The sequence below is a fragment of the Citrobacter sp. CtB7.12 genome (assembly GCF_001297795.1).
Lineage (GTDB): Bacteria > Pseudomonadota > Gammaproteobacteria > Enterobacterales > Enterobacteriaceae > Citrobacter_A > Citrobacter_A amalonaticus.
Genome location: NZ_LIFT01000028.1, coordinates 2,761 through 23,966, shown reverse-complemented (window position 1 = coordinate 23,966; position 21,206 = coordinate 2,761). Strand labels below are relative to the sequence as shown.

Sequence of the window (21,206 nt, the reverse complement as noted above, 5' to 3'; positions counted from 1 at the left end):
GCGCAGCCGGCTTAGTACTCGAAATGGAGTGCGGCCGGTACGCCGTACCCGCCAGAGACGCCATCGGAAGGAGTGAGCATGTCAGAACAACAAATAGACTGGGATCAGGCCCTGATCCAGAAATATAACTATTCCGGGCCGCGCTATACCTCGTACCCGACCGCGCTGGAATTTTCTGATGCGTTTGGCGAACCGGCATTTTTACAGGCTGTCGCGCGCTATCCTGAGCGTCCGCTCTCGCTTTACGTCCATATCCCGTTTTGCCACAAGCTCTGCTACTTCTGCGGCTGCAATAAGATTGTGACCCGTCAGCAGCATAAGGCCGATCAGTATCTGGATGCACTCGAACAGGAAATTCTGCACCGTGCGCCGCTGTTTGCCGGACGCAAGGTCAGCCAACTGCACTGGGGCGGCGGCACGCCGACTTACCTGAATAAAGCGCAAATCAGTCGCCTGATGGCGCTGCTGCGAAATCATTTCCACTTCAATGCGGATGCGGAGATTTCGATCGAAGTCGATCCCCGTGAGATTGAGCTGGATGTGCTCGATCATTTACGCGCGGAAGGCTTTAATCGTCTCAGCATGGGCGTGCAGGACTTCAACAAAGAGGTCCAGCGACTGGTTAACCGTGAGCAGGATGAGGAGTTTATTTTTGCGCTGCTCAATCACGCACGTGACATTGGCTTTACGTCGACCAATATCGATCTGATCTACGGTTTACCTAAACAGACGCCGGAAAGTTTCGCCTTTACCCTGAAGCGGGTTGCGGAATTAAGCCCCGATCGTCTGAGCGTCTTTAACTATGCGCATTTGCCGACGCTGTTTGCCGCGCAGCGCAAAATAAAAGATGCCGATCTGCCCAGCGCGCAGCAGAAGCTGGATATTTTGCAGGAAACCATCTCCTCGCTGACAGAGACCGGCTATCAGTTTATTGGTATGGACCATTTTGCCCGCCCGGATGACGAACTGGCGATTGCCCAGCGCGAAGGCGTTCTCCACCGTAATTTTCAGGGATATACCACCCAGGGTGACACCGATCTGCTGGGGATGGGCGTTTCTGCCATCAGTATGATTGGCGATTGCTATGCCCAGAACCAGAAAGAGCTGAAACTCTACTATCAGCAGGTGGATGAGCAGGGAAATGCCTTATGGCGCGGTATCGCGCTGACTCGCGATGACTGTATCCGTCGTGACGTCATCAAGTCGCTTATCTGCAATTTCCGTCTCGACACTGCCGCAGTTGAGCAGCAGTGGGATCTGAACTTCGCGGATTATTTTGCCGAAGACCTGAAGCTGTTGGCGCCGCTGGCGAAAGATGGGCTGGTGGATGTGACAACGAAGGGGATTCAGGTCACGCCGAAAGGGCGTCTGCTGATTCGCAACATTTGCATGTGCTTTGATGCGTATCTGCGCCAAAAAGCGCGGATGCAGCAGTTCTCACGCGTGATATAAAAACGTTGCCCGGTGGCGCTAACGCTTACCGGGCCTACGATTGATGTTGCCTGTAAGCCAGATAAGCATAGCGCCATCCGGCACAGTGTTAGCTGAACAGCCCAACCAGCGCGGCGCACAGTACTGCGGCAACCGCAGTTTGTGGCGTATGGCTGTCGACCGCTCCGCTTGATAGCAGATTTATAATCGATTCCAGCATGTTTTGTCCCCCGTTTGCCGGGCACGATCATACTGAACTCATCGGAACAGTAAAGTGCAAAATAACGGCAATTTGCGCTCAATTATTAATCTTTACACAACCGTGTGACGTTACTCCATTCCCAGCTCTTTCAACTTACGCGTCAGGGTATTACGCCCCCATCCGAGCAAGCGTGCCGCTTCCTGTTTATGGCCCTGTGTATGGCGTAGTGCTGTGGTCAGCAACGTGCGCTCCATTTCAGGTTGTGCTTCCGACAGCAGGTTTTGATGACCGGATCGCAGCGCCCGATCCGCCCACTGCGCCAGAAGCGTGGCCCAACTGTCCGGCTGGAGATGCGACGGGCTTTCGGGCGCGGTGGCTTCGAACAGTTCAGCGGGGAGATCCTGAATTAATACCTCTTGTCCAGCCGCCATTACGGTTAACCAGCGACAGGTATTTTCCAGTTGGCGAACGTTACCCGGCCATGCCAGCCGCGTCAGCGCCGCTTCGGTTTCCGGGTGCAATAACTTAGCTTCTACGCCCAGTTCGCGCGCTGCAACCTGCAGGAAGTGGCGGGCCAGGCGCGGAATATCCTCCCGGCGCTCGCGCAACGGCGGCAGGTGTACGCGGATGACGTTCAGACGATGGAATAAATCCTCACGAAACTTGCCTTCCTGCACACGCAGTTCCAGGTTCTGGTGAGTCGCGGCGATGATTCGCACGTCCACCTTCACTGGCGCATAGCCGCCAACGCGATAAAACTGTCCGTCGGCTAATACGCGCAAAAGACGGGTCTGCACATCCAGCGGCATATCGCCAATCTCATCAAGAAACAGCGTGCCACCATCGGCCTGTTCGAAGCGTCCCTGACGAATGGTATTCGCTCCGGTAAATGCCCCTTTTTCATGACCAAACAGCTCGGATTCGATCAAATCTTTCGGAATCGCCGCCATGTTGAGCGCGATAAACGGCGCTTTGGCGCGTGGGCTGTGGCGGTGCAGGGCATGGGCGACCAGTTCTTTACCCGTCCCGGACTCCCCGTTAATCAACACGCTGATGGAGGAACGCGAGAGCCGCCCGATAATACGAAATACATCCTGCATGGCCGGCGCTTCACCGATGATGTCGGTTGTCGGGCCGTTGATCTGAATATTGCGCGGCTGCTGCTGTTCCTGATAATGGCTGATGGCGCGTTCAACCAGCGCTACCGCTTCATCGATATCAAAGGGTTTCGGCAGATAATCAAACGCCCCTTGCTGATAGGCGCTGACGGCAGCATCCAGATCGGAATGCGCAGTCATTATGATGACCGGAAGCATTGGATGACGCTGTTTAATCTGTTTTAACAGCGCCAGCCCGTCCATTCCAGGCATGCGAATGTCGGACAACAGCACGTCCGGCGTTTTGCTCGCCAGCGCACCCAGCACGTCGTTACCGTTTTCAAAGGTCGTACAACTCAGACCCGCCCCGGCGAGAGCACGTTCAAGCACCCAACGGATGGAACTATCGTCATCGACTACCCAGACTATCCCTCGTTGCATAAGCACCTCTATTTCCGAATCGGCAGATAAACCGAGAACTCGGTATGACCTGGCCAACTGGTAAATTCAATTTTGCCGGAATGCTGATCGATCAAATTACGGGCGATGGATAATCCCAGCCCGGTGCCGCCTTCGCGGCCGCTGACCATGGGGTAAAACAGCGTATCCTGTAAGTGGGAAGGAATCCCCGGCCCGTTATCTTCGACGTCGATACGCGCCGCCAGGCGATAGCGCTCGCCGTGCAGCGTGAGCTGGAACGCGGTACGGGTACGTAGCACAATCTCCCCACCGTCTGACCCCAGAGCCTGCAATGCATTACGGACAATATTCAACAACACCTGCTCGATCTGTTCCGGGTCGTGCGGCAATTCCGGTAGGCTGGGATCGTAATCGCGGACCAGCGTGACGTTGGCCGGTAATTCCATAGAAACCAGCGCCACCACGCGCTCTGCCACCTTATGAATACTTTCCGTGACATGCGTTCCCGGCATCTGCGGGCCCAACAGCCTGTCGACCAGATTACGCAGTCGATCAGCCTGTTCAATAATGACTTTGGTGTATTCCAGCAGCGCCGGGTCGGGCAGGGCTTTACTTAATAGCTGTGCAGCGCCGCGTAAGCCACCGAGCGGGTTTTTAATCTCGTGTGCCAGTCCTCGCACCAGATCGCGCGCAGCGACCTGCTGAGCGTGCTGTAGCTGCTCCTGGCTCAGGCGGCGCTGATTATCCATCGGCGCCATTTCGAGCAGGATCTGGCCGTCTGGCAAACGCTGCGCGGTGAGCGAAAGAATGTGTGAACGCCCATCAATCACCAACGTGACCTCATTGTCGGTAAACCCTTGTCCCGCCTCTAAGCTTTCACGCATCAGTTCGATATTCAAAGAAAAATAGCTCAGGAGTTCAGGAAGCGGCGTACCAAACAGTTTGCGGGAGCTTTGGGCGAGTAACTGCTGCGCGGCCGGGTTGGCGTAATGCACCGCCAGCTCATCGTCGACCAGTAAGATGCTGTTGATTAAAGAATTGAGGATCTGCCCAGCATCGGGCAGCGTGCCTGTTGCCATACAGCAGTCTCCTGAAAAATTTGCACCAATTTAGTGCATTATAGCTTTTTATGTAGAAAAAGCGCGAAGGATCAGATTGTTGACGGTGAAAAAAGCCCATCGTGAGATGGGCTAAAAGTTTCCACGGCAACTAAAAAACACCTGACGCCTTTCACGCTGCTGCTGCGTTGGCTACCTTCGCTCACCCCAGTCACATCGTTATCTCTGTTCCTGGGGATTCGCTCCGTTGCCGCCTTGCCGCAACGCGAAATTCGTCGGGCTTTTAAGATACAGTTAAACGCTGTAGTACAGCTCAAACTCTACCGGGTGCGGCGTCATGCGTACGCGGTCGTTTTCTTCAATACGCAGCGCGATGTAAGCATCGATAGCTTCATCAGTGAACACGCCGCCCGCTTTCAGGAACTCGCGATCCAGGTTCAGCTCGTTCAGTGCTTCTTCCAGAGAACCTGCAACCTGTGGGATCTCTTTCGCTTCTTCCGGCGGCAGGTCGTACAGGTTTTTGTCCATGGCTTCGCCAGGGTGGATCTTGTTCTTAATGCCGTCAAGACCGGCCATCAGCAGTGCTGCAAAGCACAGGTACGGGTTCGCTGCCGGATCCGGGAAACGGACTTCGATACGACGTGCTTTTGGAGACGCGACCACTGGAATACGGATAGAGGCAGAACGGTTACGGGCAGAGTAAGCCAGCATAACCGGTGCTTCGTAGCCCGGGACCAGACGCTTGTATGAGTTGGTGGTCGGGTTCGCAAGGGCGTTAATCGCTTTAGCGTGTTTGATTACGCCGCCGATGTAGTACAGCGCTTGCTCAGACAGGCCCGCATATTTGTCGCCAGAGAACAGGTTGGTACCGTTCTTGGACAGGGACATGTGGCAGTGCATACCGGAACCGTTATCGCCGAACATCGGTTTTGGCATAAAGGTCGCGGTTTTGCCGAAGCGGTGAGCGACGTTGTGTACCACATATTTGTAGATCTGAATTTCGTCCGCTTTTTTGGTCATGGTGTTGAAGCGGGTTGCCACTTCGTTCTGACCCGCAGTGGCCACTTCATGGTGGTGAGCTTCAACGACCAGGCCCATTTGCTCCATCACCAGACACATTTCAGAACGGATGTCCTGAGCAGAGTCTACTGGTGGAACCGGGAAGTAGCCGCCTTTTACTGCCGGACGGTGACCTTTGTTACCACCTTCGTACTGGGTGGAGGAGTTCCAGGCGCCTTCGATGTCATCGATAGCCACGTGAGAACCGGAGATTGACGCGCCGAAACGGATATCGTCAAACAGGAAGAATTCTGGTTCTGGCCCAAACAGAACGGTATCCGCGATGCCGGTGGAGCGCAGGTATTCTTCAGCACGCTTGGCGATAGAGCGCGGATCGCGGTCATAGCCTTGCAGGGTGCCAGGTTCCAGGATGTCACAACGGATGATCAGCGTAGAATCCGCGAAGAACGGGTCGATGACTGCGGTAGAAGCATCCGGCATCAGCACCATGTCGGATTCGTTGATGCCTTTCCAGCCACCAATCGAAGAGCCGTCAAACATTTTGCCTTCTTCGAAGAATTCGGCATTTACCTGATGAGCAGGAATCGTGACGTGCTGTTCTTTACCTTTGGTATCAGTGAAGCGCAAATCAACAAACTTCACTTCGTGCTCATTCAGCATCGTCAAAACGTGTTCAGCGGACATACTTAACTCTCCAGATTGGTCATAGTCGTCGTGGTAACGAGGTGTTCAATTCTTTAATCATTGGCCGTGTCGCCGTAAAAAAGATAAAGCGAAATCTGTGCCAACTTTTAAATTGCCCCTAAAAGGCGTTATCATGCGCACCATCGTGCAAAAGGGTTGCACCATGCCGTGTATGTTGCACCAGTATAGTGCTTTAATGTGAACATTAAGCACCATATTGGTGCAATGGACCGTGCATAACCCTTTTAACGCTCCGTGAAAGCGATCACAAAGAAACTCTGCAATACTTGTTTGCGGAGGATGTTTGTGATCCTGTTTTGTAGTGCGATTAATCCGTGTACAATAACGCGCTATTTCTAATGCCTGAGGCAAAGTTGTGATCGAAAATTTGCGTAACATCGCCATCATCGCGCACGTCGACCATGGTAAAACTACCCTGGTTGATAAGCTGCTGCAGCAATCCGGTACGTTCGACTCTCGTGCCGAAACTCAAGAGCGTGTGATGGACTCCAACGATTTGGAGAAAGAGCGTGGGATTACCATCCTCGCGAAAAACACCGCTATCAAATGGAATGATTATCGTATCAACATCGTTGATACCCCTGGGCACGCAGACTTCGGTGGTGAAGTTGAGCGTGTCATGTCCATGGTTGACTCTGTGCTGCTGGTGGTTGACGCATTTGACGGCCCAATGCCGCAGACGCGCTTCGTGACCAAAAAAGCCTTTGCGCATGGCCTGAAGCCGATCGTGGTCATCAACAAAGTTGACCGTCCTGGCGCGCGTCCGGACTGGGTTGTCGATCAGGTATTTGACCTGTTTGTGAACCTCGACGCGACCGACGAACAGCTGGATTTCCCGATCATCTACGCTTCTGCGCTGAACGGTATTGCTGGTCTGGATCACGAAGATATGGCGGAAGACATGACCCCGCTGTATCAGGCGATTGTCGACCACGTACCTGCGCCGGACGTTGACCTTGATGGTCCGTTCCAGATGCAGATCTCTCAGCTGGACTACAACAACTACGTTGGCGTTATCGGTATCGGCCGCATCAAACGCGGTAAAGTGAAGCCGAACCAGCAGATTACTATCGTGGATAGCGAAGGCAAAACTCGCAACGGTAAAGTCGGTAAAGTCCTGACTCACCTGGGTCTGGAGCGTATCGATAGCGATCTGGCAGAAGCAGGCGACATCATCGCGATCACCGGTCTGGGCGAGCTGAACATCTCTGACACCATCTGCGATCCGCAGAATGTGGAAGCGCTGCCGGCACTGTCTGTTGATGAACCGACCGTCACCATGTTCTTCAACGTCAACACCTCTCCGTTCTGTGGCAAAGAAGGTAAATACGTTACCTCTCGTCAGATCCTTGACCGCCTGAACAAAGAGCTGGTGCACAACGTTGCACTGCGTGTTGAAGAAACTGAAGATGCGGACGCGTTCCGTGTATCCGGTCGTGGTGAGCTGCACCTGTCTGTTCTGATCGAAAACATGCGTCGTGAAGGTTTCGAAATGGCGGTTTCCCGTCCGAAAGTTATCTTCCGCGAAATCGATGGTCGTAAACAAGAGCCGTTCGAGAACGTGACGCTGGACGTTGAAGAGCAGCACCAGGGTTCTGTCATGCAGGCACTGGGCGAGCGTAAAGGCGACCTGAAAAATATGAATCCAGATGGCAAAGGCCGCGTACGTCTCGACTACGTGATTCCAAGCCGTGGTCTGATCGGCTTCCGTTCAGAATTCATGACCATGACCTCCGGTACCGGTCTGCTGTACTCCACCTTCAGCCACTACGACGACGTACGTCCGGGTGAAGTGGGTCAGCGCCAGAACGGCGTACTGATCTCCAACGGTCAGGGTAAAGCGGTTGCGTTTGCACTGTTCAGCCTGCAGGACCGCGGTAAGCTGTTCCTGGGTCACGGTGCCGAAGTGTACGAAGGCCAGATCATCGGTATTCATAGCCGTTCTAACGACCTGACGGTAAACTGCCTGACCGGTAAGAAACTGACCAACATGCGTGCTTCCGGTACTGACGAAGCCACGGTTCTGGTTCCACCGGTTAAGATGACTCTGGAACAAGCTCTGGAGTTTATCGATGACGACGAACTGGTAGAAGTGACGCCGCAGTCTATCCGTATTCGTAAACGTCACCTGACGGAAAACGATCGCCGCCGCGCGAACCGTGGTCCGAAAGAAGATTAATAATTTACATTGATAGTAAAGCCCAGATGGATGAAAATCTATCTGGGCTTTTTTTATCCTTTTTACGATCTCAATCAACCTATCTTTTTTTTGTCCATATAACTATTAAATAGGCGCTTTCTTGTTGAGGATATATTCATATTTAATATATTTATGAGGGAATCAATGATTTATTGTACATTAAACCTACGAGAAATTTCTCAGGATAATACATTAAAGTTAAGATGTGCTGGTTCTGGTGTATATGATGTTTTTTCTGGCTTAGGACATTTAAAAAATAATCCAGATGCTTATATGGAAAAAATGGCCCAATACCTCCTGGAAAGTATTGGATCGTTGATCGTCCCACTGGGGGGATTGGTTCGATATTAAAACAAAAGGAGAAGGAATGGCGCACTGTAAATAATTACGATGAGTGGTTTGCATTGTTTAAAAATGACAGTTTAATAAATGATAAAACGATTGTGGTGTTTAAGTCTTATATAGGTGTTGGTCAATCGGATTATCTAAATGATATCCGCGCTCTTTTGGTTCATGAACCTCCTGAACAAGATTCAGTATATAAAAAACTTAATATATCAGTTTATCAGAAAAGGGCACTAGTGAAAAATGCTAGTGAAAACTTTTCAGGTATTAACGAGCGTCCTTTTACCTATAATTTACAAGAGCGCTCTTCTTTTAGATTACATCCGTTGCGGCCAGATGGTACCGGAGTTTCAGACGGTTGTATAACATTTTACCATAGAGAAGATTTTAATAAATTGAGACGCGATCTTTTACGTGCCAATAAACAAAAAGTGCCGGGGAGTCAACTTGAAGCCTATGGCATAATTACTGTTTCGGATAATAGATATGACAAATATTAGCTATATTTTACTGTTTATAATATCTACTTCCGTCTCATTCGTATGGGCGATTTTGATATATTATCTGAACCCACATGGTTATTATCTTGATTTGTTTATAATTTATTTTGTGACTTGTTGTTTTTTTATATATTTTTTGATGCTGCGTTTTTTCCACCCAGTGGATTATAAAACTGTTGCTGGCGGTATAGTTTATTTATTGACGTTTAGCTATATCCCATTGATAATAGATATGCTTAGTATAATTGAAGGTTTTGTTTCATGGCTGTATTCCTTCCTGAGTTTGGATGAATATAACAGAAACTATTTTCTTGTTAACTATGAAGTGACTATCTATTTGGCTTTTTCATCATTGATTGCTCTGAGCATAACTTGGGTACTAGATTTAATATTAACCAGATATTTAAAAATAAAATGCCTATTTATCAGGAAATAGTTTATTCACTTCTTAAGTGAGGGCCTTTAGTGGCCCTCATCTGGTACAGATTAGAAGAAATATTTAACCCCAACGCGAATCTGATTTTGTTCGCGGTGATAGGGTTCTACGTTCCGGTCCAGCCAGCGTAGTTCGAAGTAGGGCAGCCAGTTCTGGTTGATCCGATAACGGAAGGTATTCGTAATTTCCCAGTGATGATCCTTGCCATTGCTGCTATTAAAATCATTCACCCGCATAAAATAGTGGGGTTCAAAGGTATACGAGAATTTATCGGTAATAATAAAGTTCCAGTAGTTGCCGATCTCATAGGTATCGTTATTATCTCGATCGCCATTTAAATCGACCGAGCTGTAATTATTATGGTTGTAGCGGTTACGCACCGTCAGATTAAACCACGGTGTAAATTTGTAATTCACGTCCAGATACACCGCGCCGCTGGAGCCAATACTTTTGTCGGTAATCAACCCGCCAGGTTGGATCGTTAATTTATCCGTGGGTTTGAAGAGCGGATACCAGCCCTCGATCTCGTTATAGCCGTGTTTTAACTCGTCTTCACGCTGGAGCGTATAGGTATTAGTGAGCATAATGCCCGCACCCATGTCAAAGTTATAGCCAACGCGCAGCATGATCTCTTGTTGATCGGATGCCAGATTATACGCCTCCCGGTTTTCGACATAAGCGCCAGCAACTACAGAGGTGGATATCACTGAAGATAACAGAATGAGAGTATGTAATGTTTTCATCATAAATCCATTTTTTAAGCGTAGGGAAGCCGCCATCCATCTGGATGGAAATAGCGGCAAGATTTGTTTAAAGATTTACAGTAGCGATGTTTTTATTGTTATTGGTTACGTCAGAACGAGTGTTGTTCTTTTTTCGTTGATTTATTTCCTCGATAATAAAAGCGAAACGCGCTTCGTTAAGCTTATAAAAGAAACCCATGGTCAGTGCAGCAATAATCGCCAGACCACAGGGCCAAAGAAAAATTAACTGGCGTAATCCCAGTAAGGTTGCGTCGCTTTGCGCGATGTTGGGGATATAACCAATCTGGGTCAACATCATTCCGGGCAGGAACCCCGCCAACGCAGCGGAAATCTTGCGCGAAAAGGTATATCCGGTATAGACGGAACCTTCTGCGCGAATCCCCGTTTTCCATTCGCCGTAATCCACGGTATCCGGCACCAACGCCCAGTTCAGGCTGTTCACGAAGGCGGTACCGAAGAAGGCTACACAGGAAAAGGTGACGAATAAAAATGAGGTTCCGCCCCAAAAGAAATTCAGGATATCCCCAACTGCCCAGAGCGTTAGCCCTCCGAGATAAACCTGTTTTTTACCGAAACGCCTTACGGTCATGGGTACTAACAGTACACCTGCCAGAATGCACCCCATGCTGAAGAAGCCCATCCATGAGAGCAAATGGATATCGTTCAGAACGTACTGTGTGTAATAGACCTGGATCGCCAGTTTGATGTTGAACGCTGCCAGCGTACACAGATTGGCAATACACAGCACTAACAGAGGTGGGTTGCGGAAAATCGCGCAGAACGACTTGAGAATGCCAGGCTTATGGTGATCTGGCACGATTTCGATGTAACGTTCCTTAACGCCACGGAAACACCACCACATACTGAACAGTCCGCACACGGAGAAAATCAGCGCGGCAATTAAATAGCCCAACGATGGCGAACGGGTAAACAACGCCTGAATCGGCATAAAGCCGACGGTACACAGCAGCAGACCAATGGTTGCGCCGCCCTGGCGCCAGGCGGCAAGCTGGGCGCGTTCGTGCGGGTTTTTGGTGATAGCTGGCACCATTGCACCATAAGAGCAGTTCATAAGGCTATAAAACAAACCAAACAGCATAAACAGGAGGGTGGCCAGCGTCGTCTTCACCGTTAAGGTAAAGTCCGTGGCAAAGAACTGCGCGCTGGCAACCAGCGCCACGGGAAAAGAGGCATAAAGTATGAAGGGGCGGAATTTACCCATTACACCAATATTACGGCGTGAATCCAGCAATACACCGGTTAATATATCGGTAAAGGCAGTAAAGAACTTCGCCACCAGGAAGATTATGCCGCCGTAATACGCAGGCATCCCCAGCACATCGGTATAAAACTTAAGCAGATACAGCGTCCCGATACACAGCATCAGGTTTGAGCCAAAATCACCTATGCCGTAGGCGCACTTCTCACGCAGGCTCAGTTTTAGCGTTAGCGGATCATGGTCAGACATAATCGCCTCTCATAACGCCCCGTAGGGCGTTGGATATTATTGTTTTAAATCGTTTGTTTACGGGCTTCGATTTCGCCAACGATACGGATATACATTTTTTCGTTGAGATTGTAGAAACAGCCCATTGCAATGATGGTGACGACCGCCAGCGCACAGGGATAAATAAAGATCAGCTGCCGTAACCCCTCGACCGTTCCCGCCGATTGCACCACGTTAGGCACATAGCCGATTTGGGTCAGCATCCATCCCGGGAAGAAGCCGGCCAGCGCCTGTGAAACCTTACGGAAGAACGTAAAACCGGTGTAAACCGTCCCTTCAGAACGCACGCCAGTTCGCCATTCGCCGTATTCCACCGTGTCGGAAACCAGCGCCCAGTTCAGGCTGTTCACAAACGCAGAGCCGAAGAATGCCAGGCAGGAGAACGCGACAAAACTGACCGAACCTCCGCCGAAGAGGTAGTTGAGGAGATCGCCTGCAACCCAGATCAGCAGGCCACCGATATAGACCTTTTTCTTGCCAAAGCGACGCACCATCCCCGGCATTAAAAAGACGCCGATGAAGATACAGCCCATGCTGAAAAAGCCCATCCACGACAGCAAAATCGGATCGTTCAGCACGTACTGGGTGTAATAAACCTGGATCGCCAGCTTGACGTTAAATGCGCCGAGCGTGCAGAGATTGGCAATACACAGGATGAAAAGCGGACGGTTACCGGCGATGGCGCGAAAGGACTGCAATAATCCCGGTTTTTGCGCCGCGTCGACAGGTTTCACTTCGACATAGCGCTCTTTCACCCCGGCATAGCAGCACCACATAAAGAACAACCCGAACAGCGAGAACAGCGTCGCGGCGAAGATATACCCCAGTTGCGAATTGCCTTCGATCAGGTTCATGACCGGCACAAAACCGACGGTGCACAGCAGCAGGCCAAGCGTCGCGCCACCCTGCCGCCAGGCAGCGAGCGAGGCGCGTTCGTCCGGGTTTTTGGTGATGGCGGGCACCATTGCGCCATAGGAACAGTTCATCATGCTGAAGAACAGCCCGTAGAGCATAAACAGGACGGTCGCCATGACCGTTTTTCCGGTGATTTCAAACGGTGTACCGACAAAGTTAGCGATAGCCAGCAGGGTCACCGGAAACGCAGCGTACATAACAAAAGGACGGAATTTACCTTTTGGACCGATTTTACGTCGTGAATCGAGCATAATACCGGTTCCCATATCGGTAAACGCGGTAAAAAACTTGGCAATAAGAAAAATGATACCGCCATAGGTGCCCGGTAAACCGAGAACATCGGTATAAAACTTCAGTAAATAGAGCGTACCGATATCCAGAAGAATATTGGAACCTAAATCACCCATCCCGTAGGCGAGTTTTTCCTTAAAGGGCAAGCGTAGGGTTGCCGGGTTGGTTATGTTTTGACTCATGATTATCCCTCATTTGCCCATGAGTTTTCCCATGGGCGAGCCTTATTAGATGTGGCGTAAAGATGCAAACAGCGACGCCCACTCACTTTTCGCGCGATAAAAGACTGGCGGTTTACCTACTGGCGCATCCACGGTTACCTCGCCGCCGCTTTGCGTTTCACCTGTCCAGAGATTCACCCAATGATCCTCCGGCAGATACAGCGTCCAGTCGCAGCGGCCCTGCTCATGTACCGGAGCGACCAGCAGGTCTTGCCCCAGCAAGTACTGGTATTTCAGGGTGTAGGTGCGCGCATCGTTTTCGTAATGCAGGAACAACGGACGCATAACTGGCAAGCCAGTTGCGGCGTTTTGCGCGACGGCTTGCTTAAGGTACGGCTTCAACGTCGTAAACACGGTCGTCATTCTGGCGAAATGGGCGATGGTTTCCTCATCGCTGTCAAACTGCCAGTTATCACCGGGACGGTTACCTTCGTGGGTGCGCATCATGGGCGTGAAAGCATTGAAATCACACCAGCGCAGCAGCAACTCTTTGCTGCGTTTCATCTCAAACAGGGTGGTATAGCCGCCAATATCGCTGTGGTGCAGGCCGTGACCGCTCATAGCCAGCGACAGGGCAGCGGGAATAACGGAGGCGAGTCCATCGTCCAGACTCCAGTCCACGTTCTGGTCACCCGCCCACATCATGGTCGAGTATTTCTGACTGCCGGTATAACCTGCGCGCATAAAGAACAGGATCTCGCCGAGTTTGCCGGTTTCCTGTAATGCCTCGTAGTTACATTTTGCCCACAGCGCAGGCCAGGCGTTATGCATGATCTCCGCGCTGACGCCGTTATGCAGAACCGTGTCGGTCGGCAGGTATTCGCCAAAGTCCGCCATCCAGCCGCCGCAGCCGAGTGCGATCATATTTTTCTTGATGACGTCTTTGAACCAGTCGTAGGCCGCCGGGTTGGTCAAATCAACCACGCCGCCGTAAAACTCACCAAATTCAACCAGATAATCATTACCGGACGCATCTTTTGCCAGATAACCGTGCTTTGCCGCTTCGGCGCACAGGTCTTTATCGCTGGCGACATACGGGTTGATATATGAAAGGAATTTCACGCCTTCGGCGTTCCACTGTTTGATACGGCTGTCCAGTTGTGGATAGTTGTCGCTGTTCCACTTCCAGTTCCACATCACGCGCTTACCGAATGACGTCATGCGGATCCCGGACCAGTCCTGCGCCCAGATGCCGTTTACCTTCACGCCAGCACGACGCATCGTATCCAGTTTCTTCTGGCACACTTCGGTGCCGCCCTGAATGCCCAGCGTGACGCCATCATAAATCCAGTCCGGTAATTCTGGTTGTCGACCTAACAGCGCGGTCAGTTTTTCCAGCAGCGCGATATAGGTGTCGGCGCATTCAATACGCAGGGTGGTTTTCTCCTCCCACAGCGCCAGTTCGTGATAATCCGGCGCGCTGAAGTCAAAATTCATGTAGCAACTGTTATCAACGTGGCAGTAATACTTCTGCGTACTGACAAACGTGGGTTGTGGGAAGAAGGTCCAGTAGTAGTCGCCGCCTGCATTCTCTTTGCAGTCGGCCTGCCAGGTGACGTAGCTGGTTTTGTTACGGCCCACCCCCTGTTCGCTGGTCCACAGTGGAAACGGTTTGCCACGCAGATCGAAGTAAGAGAACTGCTCGCCGCAACCGTAGATATGGTCATTCGGGTTAGCCGCCAGTCTCAGCCAGATACGGTTATGGTCGGGATCGTCATTGTGCAGATCCAGTTGCAAACGACCCGCTTCATCGGTGGAGATGCGTAGCGTCGCCGTGACGGCATCACCACGACTAAAGCGTACTCGCCAGCCGTCGGCTGATTCACTGACAGTGGCATCGGTCAGGGCAATTTTCTCGTTAAGTTTGTCTTTAATGCTGAAGTTGCCACGAAACATGTCGATATCGGCGACGCCAGCACCAACCCACAGACAGGGGGCTGCTTCGCTGTGACGTAAAATTAATCGCTGGTGGTACGTAAGCGTAAATCCATTCTGTAACGTCGTCAGCTCTAATGGGGTTGACCGTTGTTGTAACGAATTCATCATCGTCTCCGTAATAAATAGGGTAATTCGGTAATTTGTCGGAAATCTTTTATTCGCTGCCGATGAGAAAATGCATCTGGTGTGTTTCTCCTGGCGCGAGATAAATCAGGCCTGTTCCGGAGTTAAAGGCATCGGGTGGGCAGGTCATCGGTTCCACTGCAAGACCACGCCTTGCTAATTTCTCGCCGGTATATACCTGCAGCCAGGGTTGATGGCTGCGTAAAAAAGTCGTTATGTTTTGTGAGGCACAGGTCATCCTGACTTCCCACTCAACCTCAGGTGTCAAGACCCTGAATGTATGATCGATAGAGGTTCCTGCAATGCGTCGCGGCGTTGTGAAATCCCGTTCACTACCTGTTTCTTCACTCGCAGGAAGCGTCAATTCACAACCATCAATGGGGTGCAGATTGCAGGTCAAATAGGGATGGGCTCCGGCACCATACGGTGCGATTTCGTCACTCAGATTCTGCGTACGAATAAAGACATGCAGCCCGTGTGTTTCCTCCAGTCGATAAATCACCTCTGAAACCAGCGCAAAGGGATAACCATAAGAAGGCGGCAGAAAAATCGTCAGTGACGCTTCCGTTTTAGACTGCTGATTAATCTGCCAGTCCCGCCAGGCCAGTAATCCATGAATAGCGCTATGCGTAACCGGATCGTTAATGGCAAGCTGGAAGCGCTTGCCGTTATGTTGATAGCAGCCTTTTGCCACGCGATTTGGCCAGGGTATTAGCACTTTTCCCAAATGTGCCAACGGTATCTCTTCCGGCTTATGGGGAATAACGACGTGACGCCCACGGTGCGTCAATTCTGCTAATCCGGCGCCAACGGTGACTATTTTCGCGCAGTAGTGCCCGGCCTGAAGATGAAGTGTTTTTCCACCGCTATGCATGGCTGCTATCCTCGTTGCTTACCTGGCGTTGATATCCAGAAGACCGGCAGCAACCGCAGGAGCAAGGCCCGGTGCCAGTGGTAAACGTGGGATAACCAGACAGTGCAACAGGTGATAAATATCCTGTTTACCGTCCCATACCCGGGTTGTGACCTTGTTGTCCGCATCCAGCTCCTGCCACCAGGAACCATTTTCATAATCCATCAGGTACTTAATGCAGTATTCCCACCAGGTCTGATACCAGGTTTCGTACTGGCGATCGCCCGTGACCGTATATAGCGCATAGGCGGTACCCATTGCTTCTACAATCGGCCAGCGCACCCGTTCACGAACAATGGGTTTGCCATCCCAGTCAACGGTGTACACGATGCCGTCAGCGCCGTCGGGCGCCCAGGCATCACGAATGGTGGCGTGGAAAAGACCTTTTGCGTCTTCCAGTAACCAGGCGGGCGGTTGTTCGCTTCTCGCTTCTAACGCGGCGTGGATATGCAGCATCAGACGGCCCCACTCAATCCAGTGGCCTGGCGTGCCGCCATAGGCGCGGAAACGGTGGGCGGGATTGTCTTTGTTGTAGTCGCGGACCGGGTTCCAGTTCACGTCGAAATGCTCATTGACCCGGTATTCCCCTTTGCGGGCGACATCGTGAATGATGACCGAGGCGATGTGGATCGCACGATCCAGCCATTTTTTGTCATGGGTGACGTCGTAAACAATCAGGAAGGCTTCAACGGCGTGCATATTGGCATTGCCGCCGCGATAGTCTTCGGTTTTGCTAAACGCTTCATCCCAGGATTCCAGGCACATTTGCTCTTCTTCACTCCAGAAGTATTTCTCAATGACTTCAATGGTGTAATCGAGCAGTTTCCTGGCCTCAGGGTGTCCGGTGGTGACCGCGCTGGCAGCGCCCAGCAGTGCAAAAAAGTGTTGGTATCCCTGTTTGGAGGCATCTACCACGCCTTCATCATTCACGCAGGCGTACCAGCCACCGTATTTTTTATCCCGCAGCGCGCCGTTCATGGCCTTAATACCGTGATCGACCAGGCTGTAAGCGCCCGGTCTGCCCATCGCTGCGGCGACGGAATAGACGTGCAGCATGCGGGCGGTGATCCACAGGTGCGTGCCCATCTCTTCTTTGACCTGTCCTTTATTACCCAGCCAGCCGAATCCGGTTGGCACCGCCGCGTTCTTACCAAAATTGAAGATGCGATCGGTTTCTTGCTCCAGCCAGCGGTTGTGGCTCATGGTGTTAAACCATTTCATGCTTTGATCCTCGTATTAACGGCGGCGGGCCATCATTTCATCGACAATTTCACCTAAGCGTTGCAATTTAGGTGCAGACACATCACGCAGCATCATCTCGCTGTCCGGCAGGCCAATCACCGATGACCAGACCGCACGACCGGCCAGGAAGCCAGAAGCGCCAGCACTCATTGCAACGCTGACCGCGCGTGGAAACAGCTTTTCATCAACGCCGGAAGAGAGAATGACCCACGGCATATTGATGTGTTCGTTCAGGTGTTGAGACGCGCTGAGCAGGGCTTGCTGCGTGCCTTTACCCTGCAGCGGCATTTCGACCTTATAGAGATCGGCGCCGCTGTCGCCCAGTTCTTTGGCGGCGTCGATAATCGCCTGTTCACGATCGAATTGATCGCCGCGACGCGGCGGACGGACTACCGGTTCGATGATGCTCAATAGACCCTGGCTATGGCACAACGTATTAAATTCTTTCACCATTTCAAGACGTTGCTGCGCATCTTCATCACTGCGCCAGAGCACCAGCAGTTTTAAGGCTTTCGCGCCATCCTGCTTGACGGCCTGAGGATTGATGGTTTTATCAATCACTACGCTGTCGACGGGGATGCCATTACCCGGGATGAAGGCGTCGGCGGCGACAATCATGGCGCAGCTTTTGGCAACGGCATTCTGCTCTACCGCCTGGCGGTAGCAAAACTGTTGGTCAAGCAGGATCGCGGAGGCATACGGCGAGAGAATTTTTGCAGCATTGACTTTAAAATCAGTAAGATGTTGATCGGTGACCGGCGTTGGCGTGCCTGCGGCGGCAAACATCAGGCGCATTGCTTCACGCTGGTCAACGGCCAGCATGGCGAAACCGCCGGAAGGTCTGGTGATATCTTTCAGGGTGTACGTGGTCATTCTTCAGTCCTTTTTACCTGTCAATGGTGGTTTTTCAGTCCGGCAGAAGTGCGAACCTGTTCAAGAATGGCGGTCCAGTCTTCCCGCCCACGGCCAGCGGCTCGTGCCTGGTTATAAACTTCCCTGGACGCCGCGCCGAGCGGCATAGGAACGTGCAGCTGGTTGGCGACATCCAGCGCGATGCCGAGATCTTTGTGGGCCAGGTCGATCATGAAGGCCGGGGAAAGATCGCCTTTCAGCACTTTGTTCGGCCACGAGGTGGTGAAGTGACCTTTACCTGCGGGTGTCCCGCTCATGACCTGTAGCGCGACATCGAAGGAGAGACCCAGCGCTTCACACAGCACGGCGGCTTCGGCTGACAGGGCATTCAGCGCAATGCTCATGTAGTTGTTAATCAACTTCACGCGGATCCCCATTCCTGGGCCGCCGGCGTTAATCAACTCATTCCCCATTGCCATCAGTACCGGTGTGGCGCGCTCGACCTGGTCCGGTGTGCCGCCCGCCAGCAACAGCAATGTACCGGCAACGGCGTGATCCGAGGTTCTCCCGACCGGGACATCCATCATGGCGAAGCCTTTAACGCGAAGGTCGGCGATCAGCTTGTCAGTCTGCAAGGGATGGATGGTTGACATATCGATCACCAGCGCTTGTGGGGAGAGGCGTTCGCAAACGCCTTTTTCGCCCAATAATACGCTGCGCACCAGATCGCCGTTGGGCAGCATAGTGATGACAAACTCAGCGCCTTCTGCGGCCTGTGCTGGAGAGCGGGCTGGTTGTGCCCCTTTTTCGACCAGACGTTGGACGGCATCGGGGTTAACGTCAAAAACGCTAAGTTGGTGACCCTGTTTGAGTAAGTTGCTCGCCATTGGGGCGCCCATCTGTCCTAATCCGATAAATGCGATGACTGCCATATCGTTCTCCTGAGACGGTGGTGTCATTTTTTGTCAATTATGACCGGTTGTTTCTGTCTGTTTTTGATCGTATTTGTAATTTATGGTCAAAAAATTGACAGCCGTCACTTTTTAAACATTTTGTGGAATTAAAATAATCTCATCCCGAAATGCTTAAGGAACGACCATGATTCGTATTGCTTGTGTAGGTATTACCGTGCTGGATCGCATCTATTACGTAGAAACGTTACCGGCTGTAGGCGGTAAATATGTGGCGCGTCGTTATACCGAGGTGGGCGGTGGACCAGCCGCCACTGCCGCAGTGGCAGCGGCGAAGTTAGGGGCACAGGTAAACTTTATTGGCCGTGTGGGCGATGACGACACCGGAAAACACCTGTTGGCGGAGCTGGAATCTCTGGGGGTCAATACCCGTTACACCCGGCGCTATGCGGGGGCAAAGTCGTCGCAATCGGCTATCATGGTTGATGCTCAAGGGGAGCGGATTATCGTCAATTTCCCGAGCCCCGATTTGCCGGCGGAGGCCGACTGGCTCAATGACATCGACTTTTCCCAGTGGGATATCGTACTGGCGGACGTTCGCTGGCATGAAGGGGCAAAGCAGGCATTTACGCTGGCGCATCAGGCGGGCGTGGAGACGCTGCTGGATGGTGATGTGACGCCTCAGGACATCAGCGAGCTGGTGGCCTTAAGCGATCATGCTGTGTTTTCGGCCCCGGGTCTGGCGCGCCTGACGGGCATCAATGAGACCGCCAATGCGTTGAAACAATCACAAACGCTCACAAATGGACATGTCTACGTCACGCAAGGTAGTGAAGGGTGTGACTGGATAGAAAATGGCACGCTGCAACACCAGGCCGGTTTTGCAGTGGATGTGGTGGATACAACCGGGGCAGGCGACGTTTTCCACGGTGCGCTGGCATTCAGCCTCGCATCAGGAAGCGAACTGAAAGACGCGGTCAGGTTCGCCAGTGGGGTGGCGGCACTGAAGTGTACCCGACCGGGTGGACGTGCAGGAATTCCTGACTGTGATCAAACCCGATCTTTTCTGTCACTTTTTGTATAAAATGCAGGGCAATGGTTTTTCGAGGAATTTTCATGAGTTTTACCGAACTGACCGGTAACCCACGGCATGATCAATTGCTATCGCTCGTTGGTGAGCGTGGGTATATGAACATTGACGAACTGGCGGGTTTACTGGATGTCTCTACGCAGACGGTGCGCCGTGATATCCGTAAATTAAGCGAACAGGGGCTGATTACCCGTCATCACGGTGGCGCTGGCCGCGCGTCCAGCGTGGTTAACACTGCCTTTGAGCAACGTGAAGTCTCGTGGACGCAAGAGAAAAAAGCCATCGCGGAAGCGGTGGCGGACTACATTCCAGATGGTTCAACGGTGTTCATCACCATTGGTACTACCGTAGAGCAAGTGGCGCGGGCGTTGTTGAACCACAATCATCTGCGCATCATCACCAACAGCCTTCGGGTTGCGCATATTCTCTATAACAATCCCCGTTTCGAAGTGATGGTCCCCGGTGGAACGCTGCGTCCACATAACAGCGGGATTATTGGCCCTTCTGCGACTGCGTTTGTCGCTGATTTCCGGGCGGACTACCTCGTCACCAGCGTCGGGGCGATTGAAAGCGATGGCGCGATGCTGGAATTTGACGTCAATGAGGCCAGTGTGGTGAAGACGATGATGGCTCACTCACGCCATATTCTGCTTGCTGCCGATCATACGAAATACCACGCCTCGGCGGCGGTAGAAATTGGCAATGTTTCTGCGGTAACCGCGTTGTTTACTGATGAACTCCCTGGCCCGGCTCTGCATACGCTTCTTCAGACTCATCAGGTTGAAATCGTTCAGGTGAGCCCAGACCAGGATGATGGCGTTTCTTCGTAACAGACTCCTTTCAAAATAAACCGCCGTTCAGGCGGTTCTTATCACAAAAAATATAAATAGTTAAACGTCCTGGTATTATGTATAAAAATCCTAAAACTCGCATGAAGTATCAAATTGTGCTTTTAATGCGCATTGATTCGTAAGCTTTTTTTACCCTCGTTACGCACTCTTTTTATTCATTAAAAAAACACCCAG

17 protein-coding genes are annotated in these 21,206 nt (G+C 51.7%); 5 read left to right on the top strand and 12 right to left on the bottom strand.

What is annotated here, in order from left to right:
• The first annotated feature begins 78 nt into the window (after positions 1-78).
• A complete protein-coding gene (hemN, locus tag AOY24_RS21920; protein ID WP_044257149.1) occupies positions 79-1,452 on the top strand; it encodes an oxygen-independent coproporphyrinogen III oxidase in 1,374 nt (457 codons plus the stop codon).
• A gap of 88 nt (positions 1,453-1,540) precedes the next feature.
• Here the strand turns inward: hemN and AOY24_RS25115 are convergent, their stop codons facing one another.
• From AOY24_RS25115 to glnA, 4 genes are all read right to left on the bottom strand, one after another.
• A complete protein-coding gene (locus AOY24_RS25115; protein WP_090050632.1) occupies positions 1,541-1,651 on the bottom strand; it encodes a YshB family small membrane protein in 111 nt (36 codons plus the stop codon).
• 110 nt (positions 1,652-1,761) lie between these two features.
• Positions 1,762-3,171: a nitrogen regulation protein NR(I) gene (gene glnG / locus AOY24_RS21915; RefSeq protein WP_042998847.1), complete on the bottom strand. Its 1,410-nt coding sequence runs from the start codon at positions 3,169-3,171 to the stop codon at positions 1,762-1,764.
• A gap of 8 nt (positions 3,172-3,179) precedes the next feature.
• Positions 3,180-4,229 (bottom strand): nitrogen regulation protein NR(II), encoded by a 1,050-nt coding sequence (gene glnL / locus AOY24_RS21910; RefSeq protein ID WP_044257151.1) that lies wholly within the window; start codon positions 4,227-4,229, stop codon positions 3,180-3,182.
• Positions 4,230-4,502: 273 nt separating this feature from the next.
• Positions 4,503-5,912 carry a glutamate--ammonia ligase gene (glnA, locus tag AOY24_RS21905; RefSeq protein ID WP_042325425.1) on the bottom strand — a complete coding sequence of 470 codons (1,410 nt, stop codon included), beginning with the start codon at positions 5,910-5,912 and terminating at the stop codon, positions 4,503-4,505.
• A 376-nt stretch (positions 5,913-6,288) separates the two neighbouring features.
• Here glnA and typA point away from each other — a divergent pair, with 376 nt between their 5' ends.
• Together typA and AOY24_RS24315 are read left to right on the top strand one after the other, a co-directional pair.
• Complete coding sequence (gene typA, locus AOY24_RS21900) at positions 6,289-8,112, top strand: ribosome-dependent GTPase TypA (protein ID WP_042325427.1); 1,824 nt, start codon at positions 6,289-6,291, stop codon at positions 8,110-8,112.
• A 311-nt stretch (positions 8,113-8,423) separates the two neighbouring features.
• Positions 8,424-8,978, top strand: coding sequence for a tlde1 domain-containing protein (locus AOY24_RS24315; RefSeq protein WP_369815299.1), 555 nt, complete (start codon positions 8,424-8,426; stop codon positions 8,976-8,978).
• 486 nt (positions 8,979-9,464) lie between these two features.
• On the opposite strand, the gene ompL is transcribed toward AOY24_RS24315, so the two are convergent.
• The 8 genes from ompL to yihU all read right to left on the bottom strand — a co-directional run bounded on the left by ompL (position 9,465) and on the right by yihU (position 19,112).
• The gene (ompL, locus tag AOY24_RS21895; RefSeq protein WP_042998849.1) at positions 9,465-10,157 is read right to left on the bottom strand and encodes a porin OmpL; all 693 of its coding nucleotides are present in this window, start codon (positions 10,155-10,157) and stop codon (positions 9,465-9,467) included.
• 67 nt (positions 10,158-10,224) lie between these two features.
• Complete coding sequence (locus AOY24_RS21890) at positions 10,225-11,646, bottom strand: MFS transporter (RefSeq protein WP_044257152.1); 1,422 nt, start codon at positions 11,644-11,646, stop codon at positions 10,225-10,227.
• Positions 11,647-11,690: 44 nt separating this feature from the next.
• Complete coding sequence (locus tag AOY24_RS21885; RefSeq protein WP_042998851.1) at positions 11,691-13,073, bottom strand: MFS transporter; 1,383 nt, start codon at positions 13,071-13,073, stop codon at positions 11,691-11,693.
• Between the two features lie 45 nt (positions 13,074-13,118).
• Positions 13,119-15,155 carry an alpha-glucosidase gene (locus AOY24_RS21880; RefSeq protein ID WP_054177375.1) on the bottom strand — a complete coding sequence of 679 codons (2,037 nt, stop codon included), beginning with the start codon at positions 15,153-15,155 and terminating at the stop codon, positions 13,119-13,121.
• A 49-nt stretch (positions 15,156-15,204) separates the two neighbouring features.
• Positions 15,205-16,047, bottom strand: a complete 843-nt coding sequence (locus AOY24_RS21875) for an aldose-1-epimerase (protein ID WP_042998853.1) — start codon at positions 16,045-16,047, stop codon at positions 15,205-15,207.
• Between the two features lie 18 nt (positions 16,048-16,065).
• Positions 16,066-17,307, bottom strand: coding sequence for a sulfoquinovose isomerase (gene yihS, locus AOY24_RS21870; RefSeq protein WP_044265143.1), 1,242 nt, complete (start codon positions 17,305-17,307; stop codon positions 16,066-16,068).
• Positions 17,308-17,322: 15 nt separating this feature from the next.
• Positions 17,323-18,201, bottom strand: coding sequence for a sulfofructosephosphate aldolase (gene yihT / locus AOY24_RS21865; protein ID WP_042998854.1), 879 nt, complete (start codon positions 18,199-18,201; stop codon positions 17,323-17,325).
• A gap of 20 nt (positions 18,202-18,221) precedes the next feature.
• A complete protein-coding gene (yihU, locus tag AOY24_RS21860) occupies positions 18,222-19,112 on the bottom strand; it encodes a sulfolactaldehyde 3-reductase (protein ID WP_042998855.1) in 891 nt (296 codons plus the stop codon).
• Positions 19,113-19,278: 166 nt separating this feature from the next.
• Between yihU and AOY24_RS21855 the strand changes: the two genes are divergently transcribed.
• The gene (locus AOY24_RS21855; RefSeq protein WP_044265147.1) at positions 19,279-20,175 is read left to right on the top strand and encodes a sugar kinase; all 897 of its coding nucleotides are present in this window, start codon (positions 19,279-19,281) and stop codon (positions 20,173-20,175) included.
• Positions 20,176-20,207: 32 nt separating this feature from the next.
• Positions 20,208-21,011, top strand: coding sequence for a DeoR/GlpR family DNA-binding transcription regulator (locus AOY24_RS21850; RefSeq protein WP_044265149.1), 804 nt, complete (start codon positions 20,208-20,210; stop codon positions 21,009-21,011).
• The last annotated feature ends 195 nt before the right edge of the window (positions 21,012-21,206 follow it).

Coding starts and splice junctions, on each gene's coding strand:
- ompL (WP_042998849.1), bottom strand. CDS start 10,157: ATGAAAACATTACATACTCTCATTCTGTTATCTTCAGTGATATCCACC.
- AOY24_RS21875 (WP_042998853.1), bottom strand. CDS start 16,047: ATGCATAGCGGTGGAAAAACACTTCATCTTCAGGCCGGGCACTACTGC.
- glnL (WP_044257151.1), bottom strand. CDS start 4,229: ATGGCAACAGGCACGCTGCCCGATGCTGGGCAGATCCTCAATTCTTTA.
- AOY24_RS21890 (WP_044257152.1), bottom strand. CDS start 11,646: ATGTCTGACCATGATCCGCTAACGCTAAAACTGAGCCTGCGTGAGAAG.
- yihS (WP_044265143.1), bottom strand. CDS start 17,307: ATGAAATGGTTTAACACCATGAGCCACAACCGCTGGCTGGAGCAAGAA.
- AOY24_RS21885 (WP_042998851.1), bottom strand. CDS start 13,073: ATGAGTCAAAACATAACCAACCCGGCAACCCTACGCTTGCCCTTTAAG.
- hemN (WP_044257149.1), top strand. CDS start 79: ATGTCAGAACAACAAATAGACTGGGATCAGGCCCTGATCCAGAAATAT.
- AOY24_RS21880 (WP_054177375.1), bottom strand. CDS start 15,155: ATGAATTCGTTACAACAACGGTCAACCCCATTAGAGCTGACGACGTTA.
- yihT (WP_042998854.1), bottom strand. CDS start 18,201: ATGACCACGTACACCCTGAAAGATATCACCAGACCTTCCGGCGGTTTC.
- AOY24_RS21850 (WP_044265149.1), top strand. CDS start 20,208: ATGAGTTTTACCGAACTGACCGGTAACCCACGGCATGATCAATTGCTA.
- AOY24_RS25115 (WP_090050632.1), bottom strand. CDS start 1,651: ATGCTGGAATCGATTATAAATCTGCTATCAAGCGGAGCGGTCGACAGC.
- glnG (WP_042998847.1), bottom strand. CDS start 3,171: ATGCAACGAGGGATAGTCTGGGTAGTCGATGACGATAGTTCCATCCGT.
- glnA (WP_042325425.1), bottom strand. CDS start 5,912: ATGTCCGCTGAACACGTTTTGACGATGCTGAATGAGCACGAAGTGAAG.
- AOY24_RS21855 (WP_044265147.1), top strand. CDS start 19,279: ATGATTCGTATTGCTTGTGTAGGTATTACCGTGCTGGATCGCATCTAT.
- yihU (WP_042998855.1), bottom strand. CDS start 19,112: ATGGCAGTCATCGCATTTATCGGATTAGGACAGATGGGCGCCCCAATG.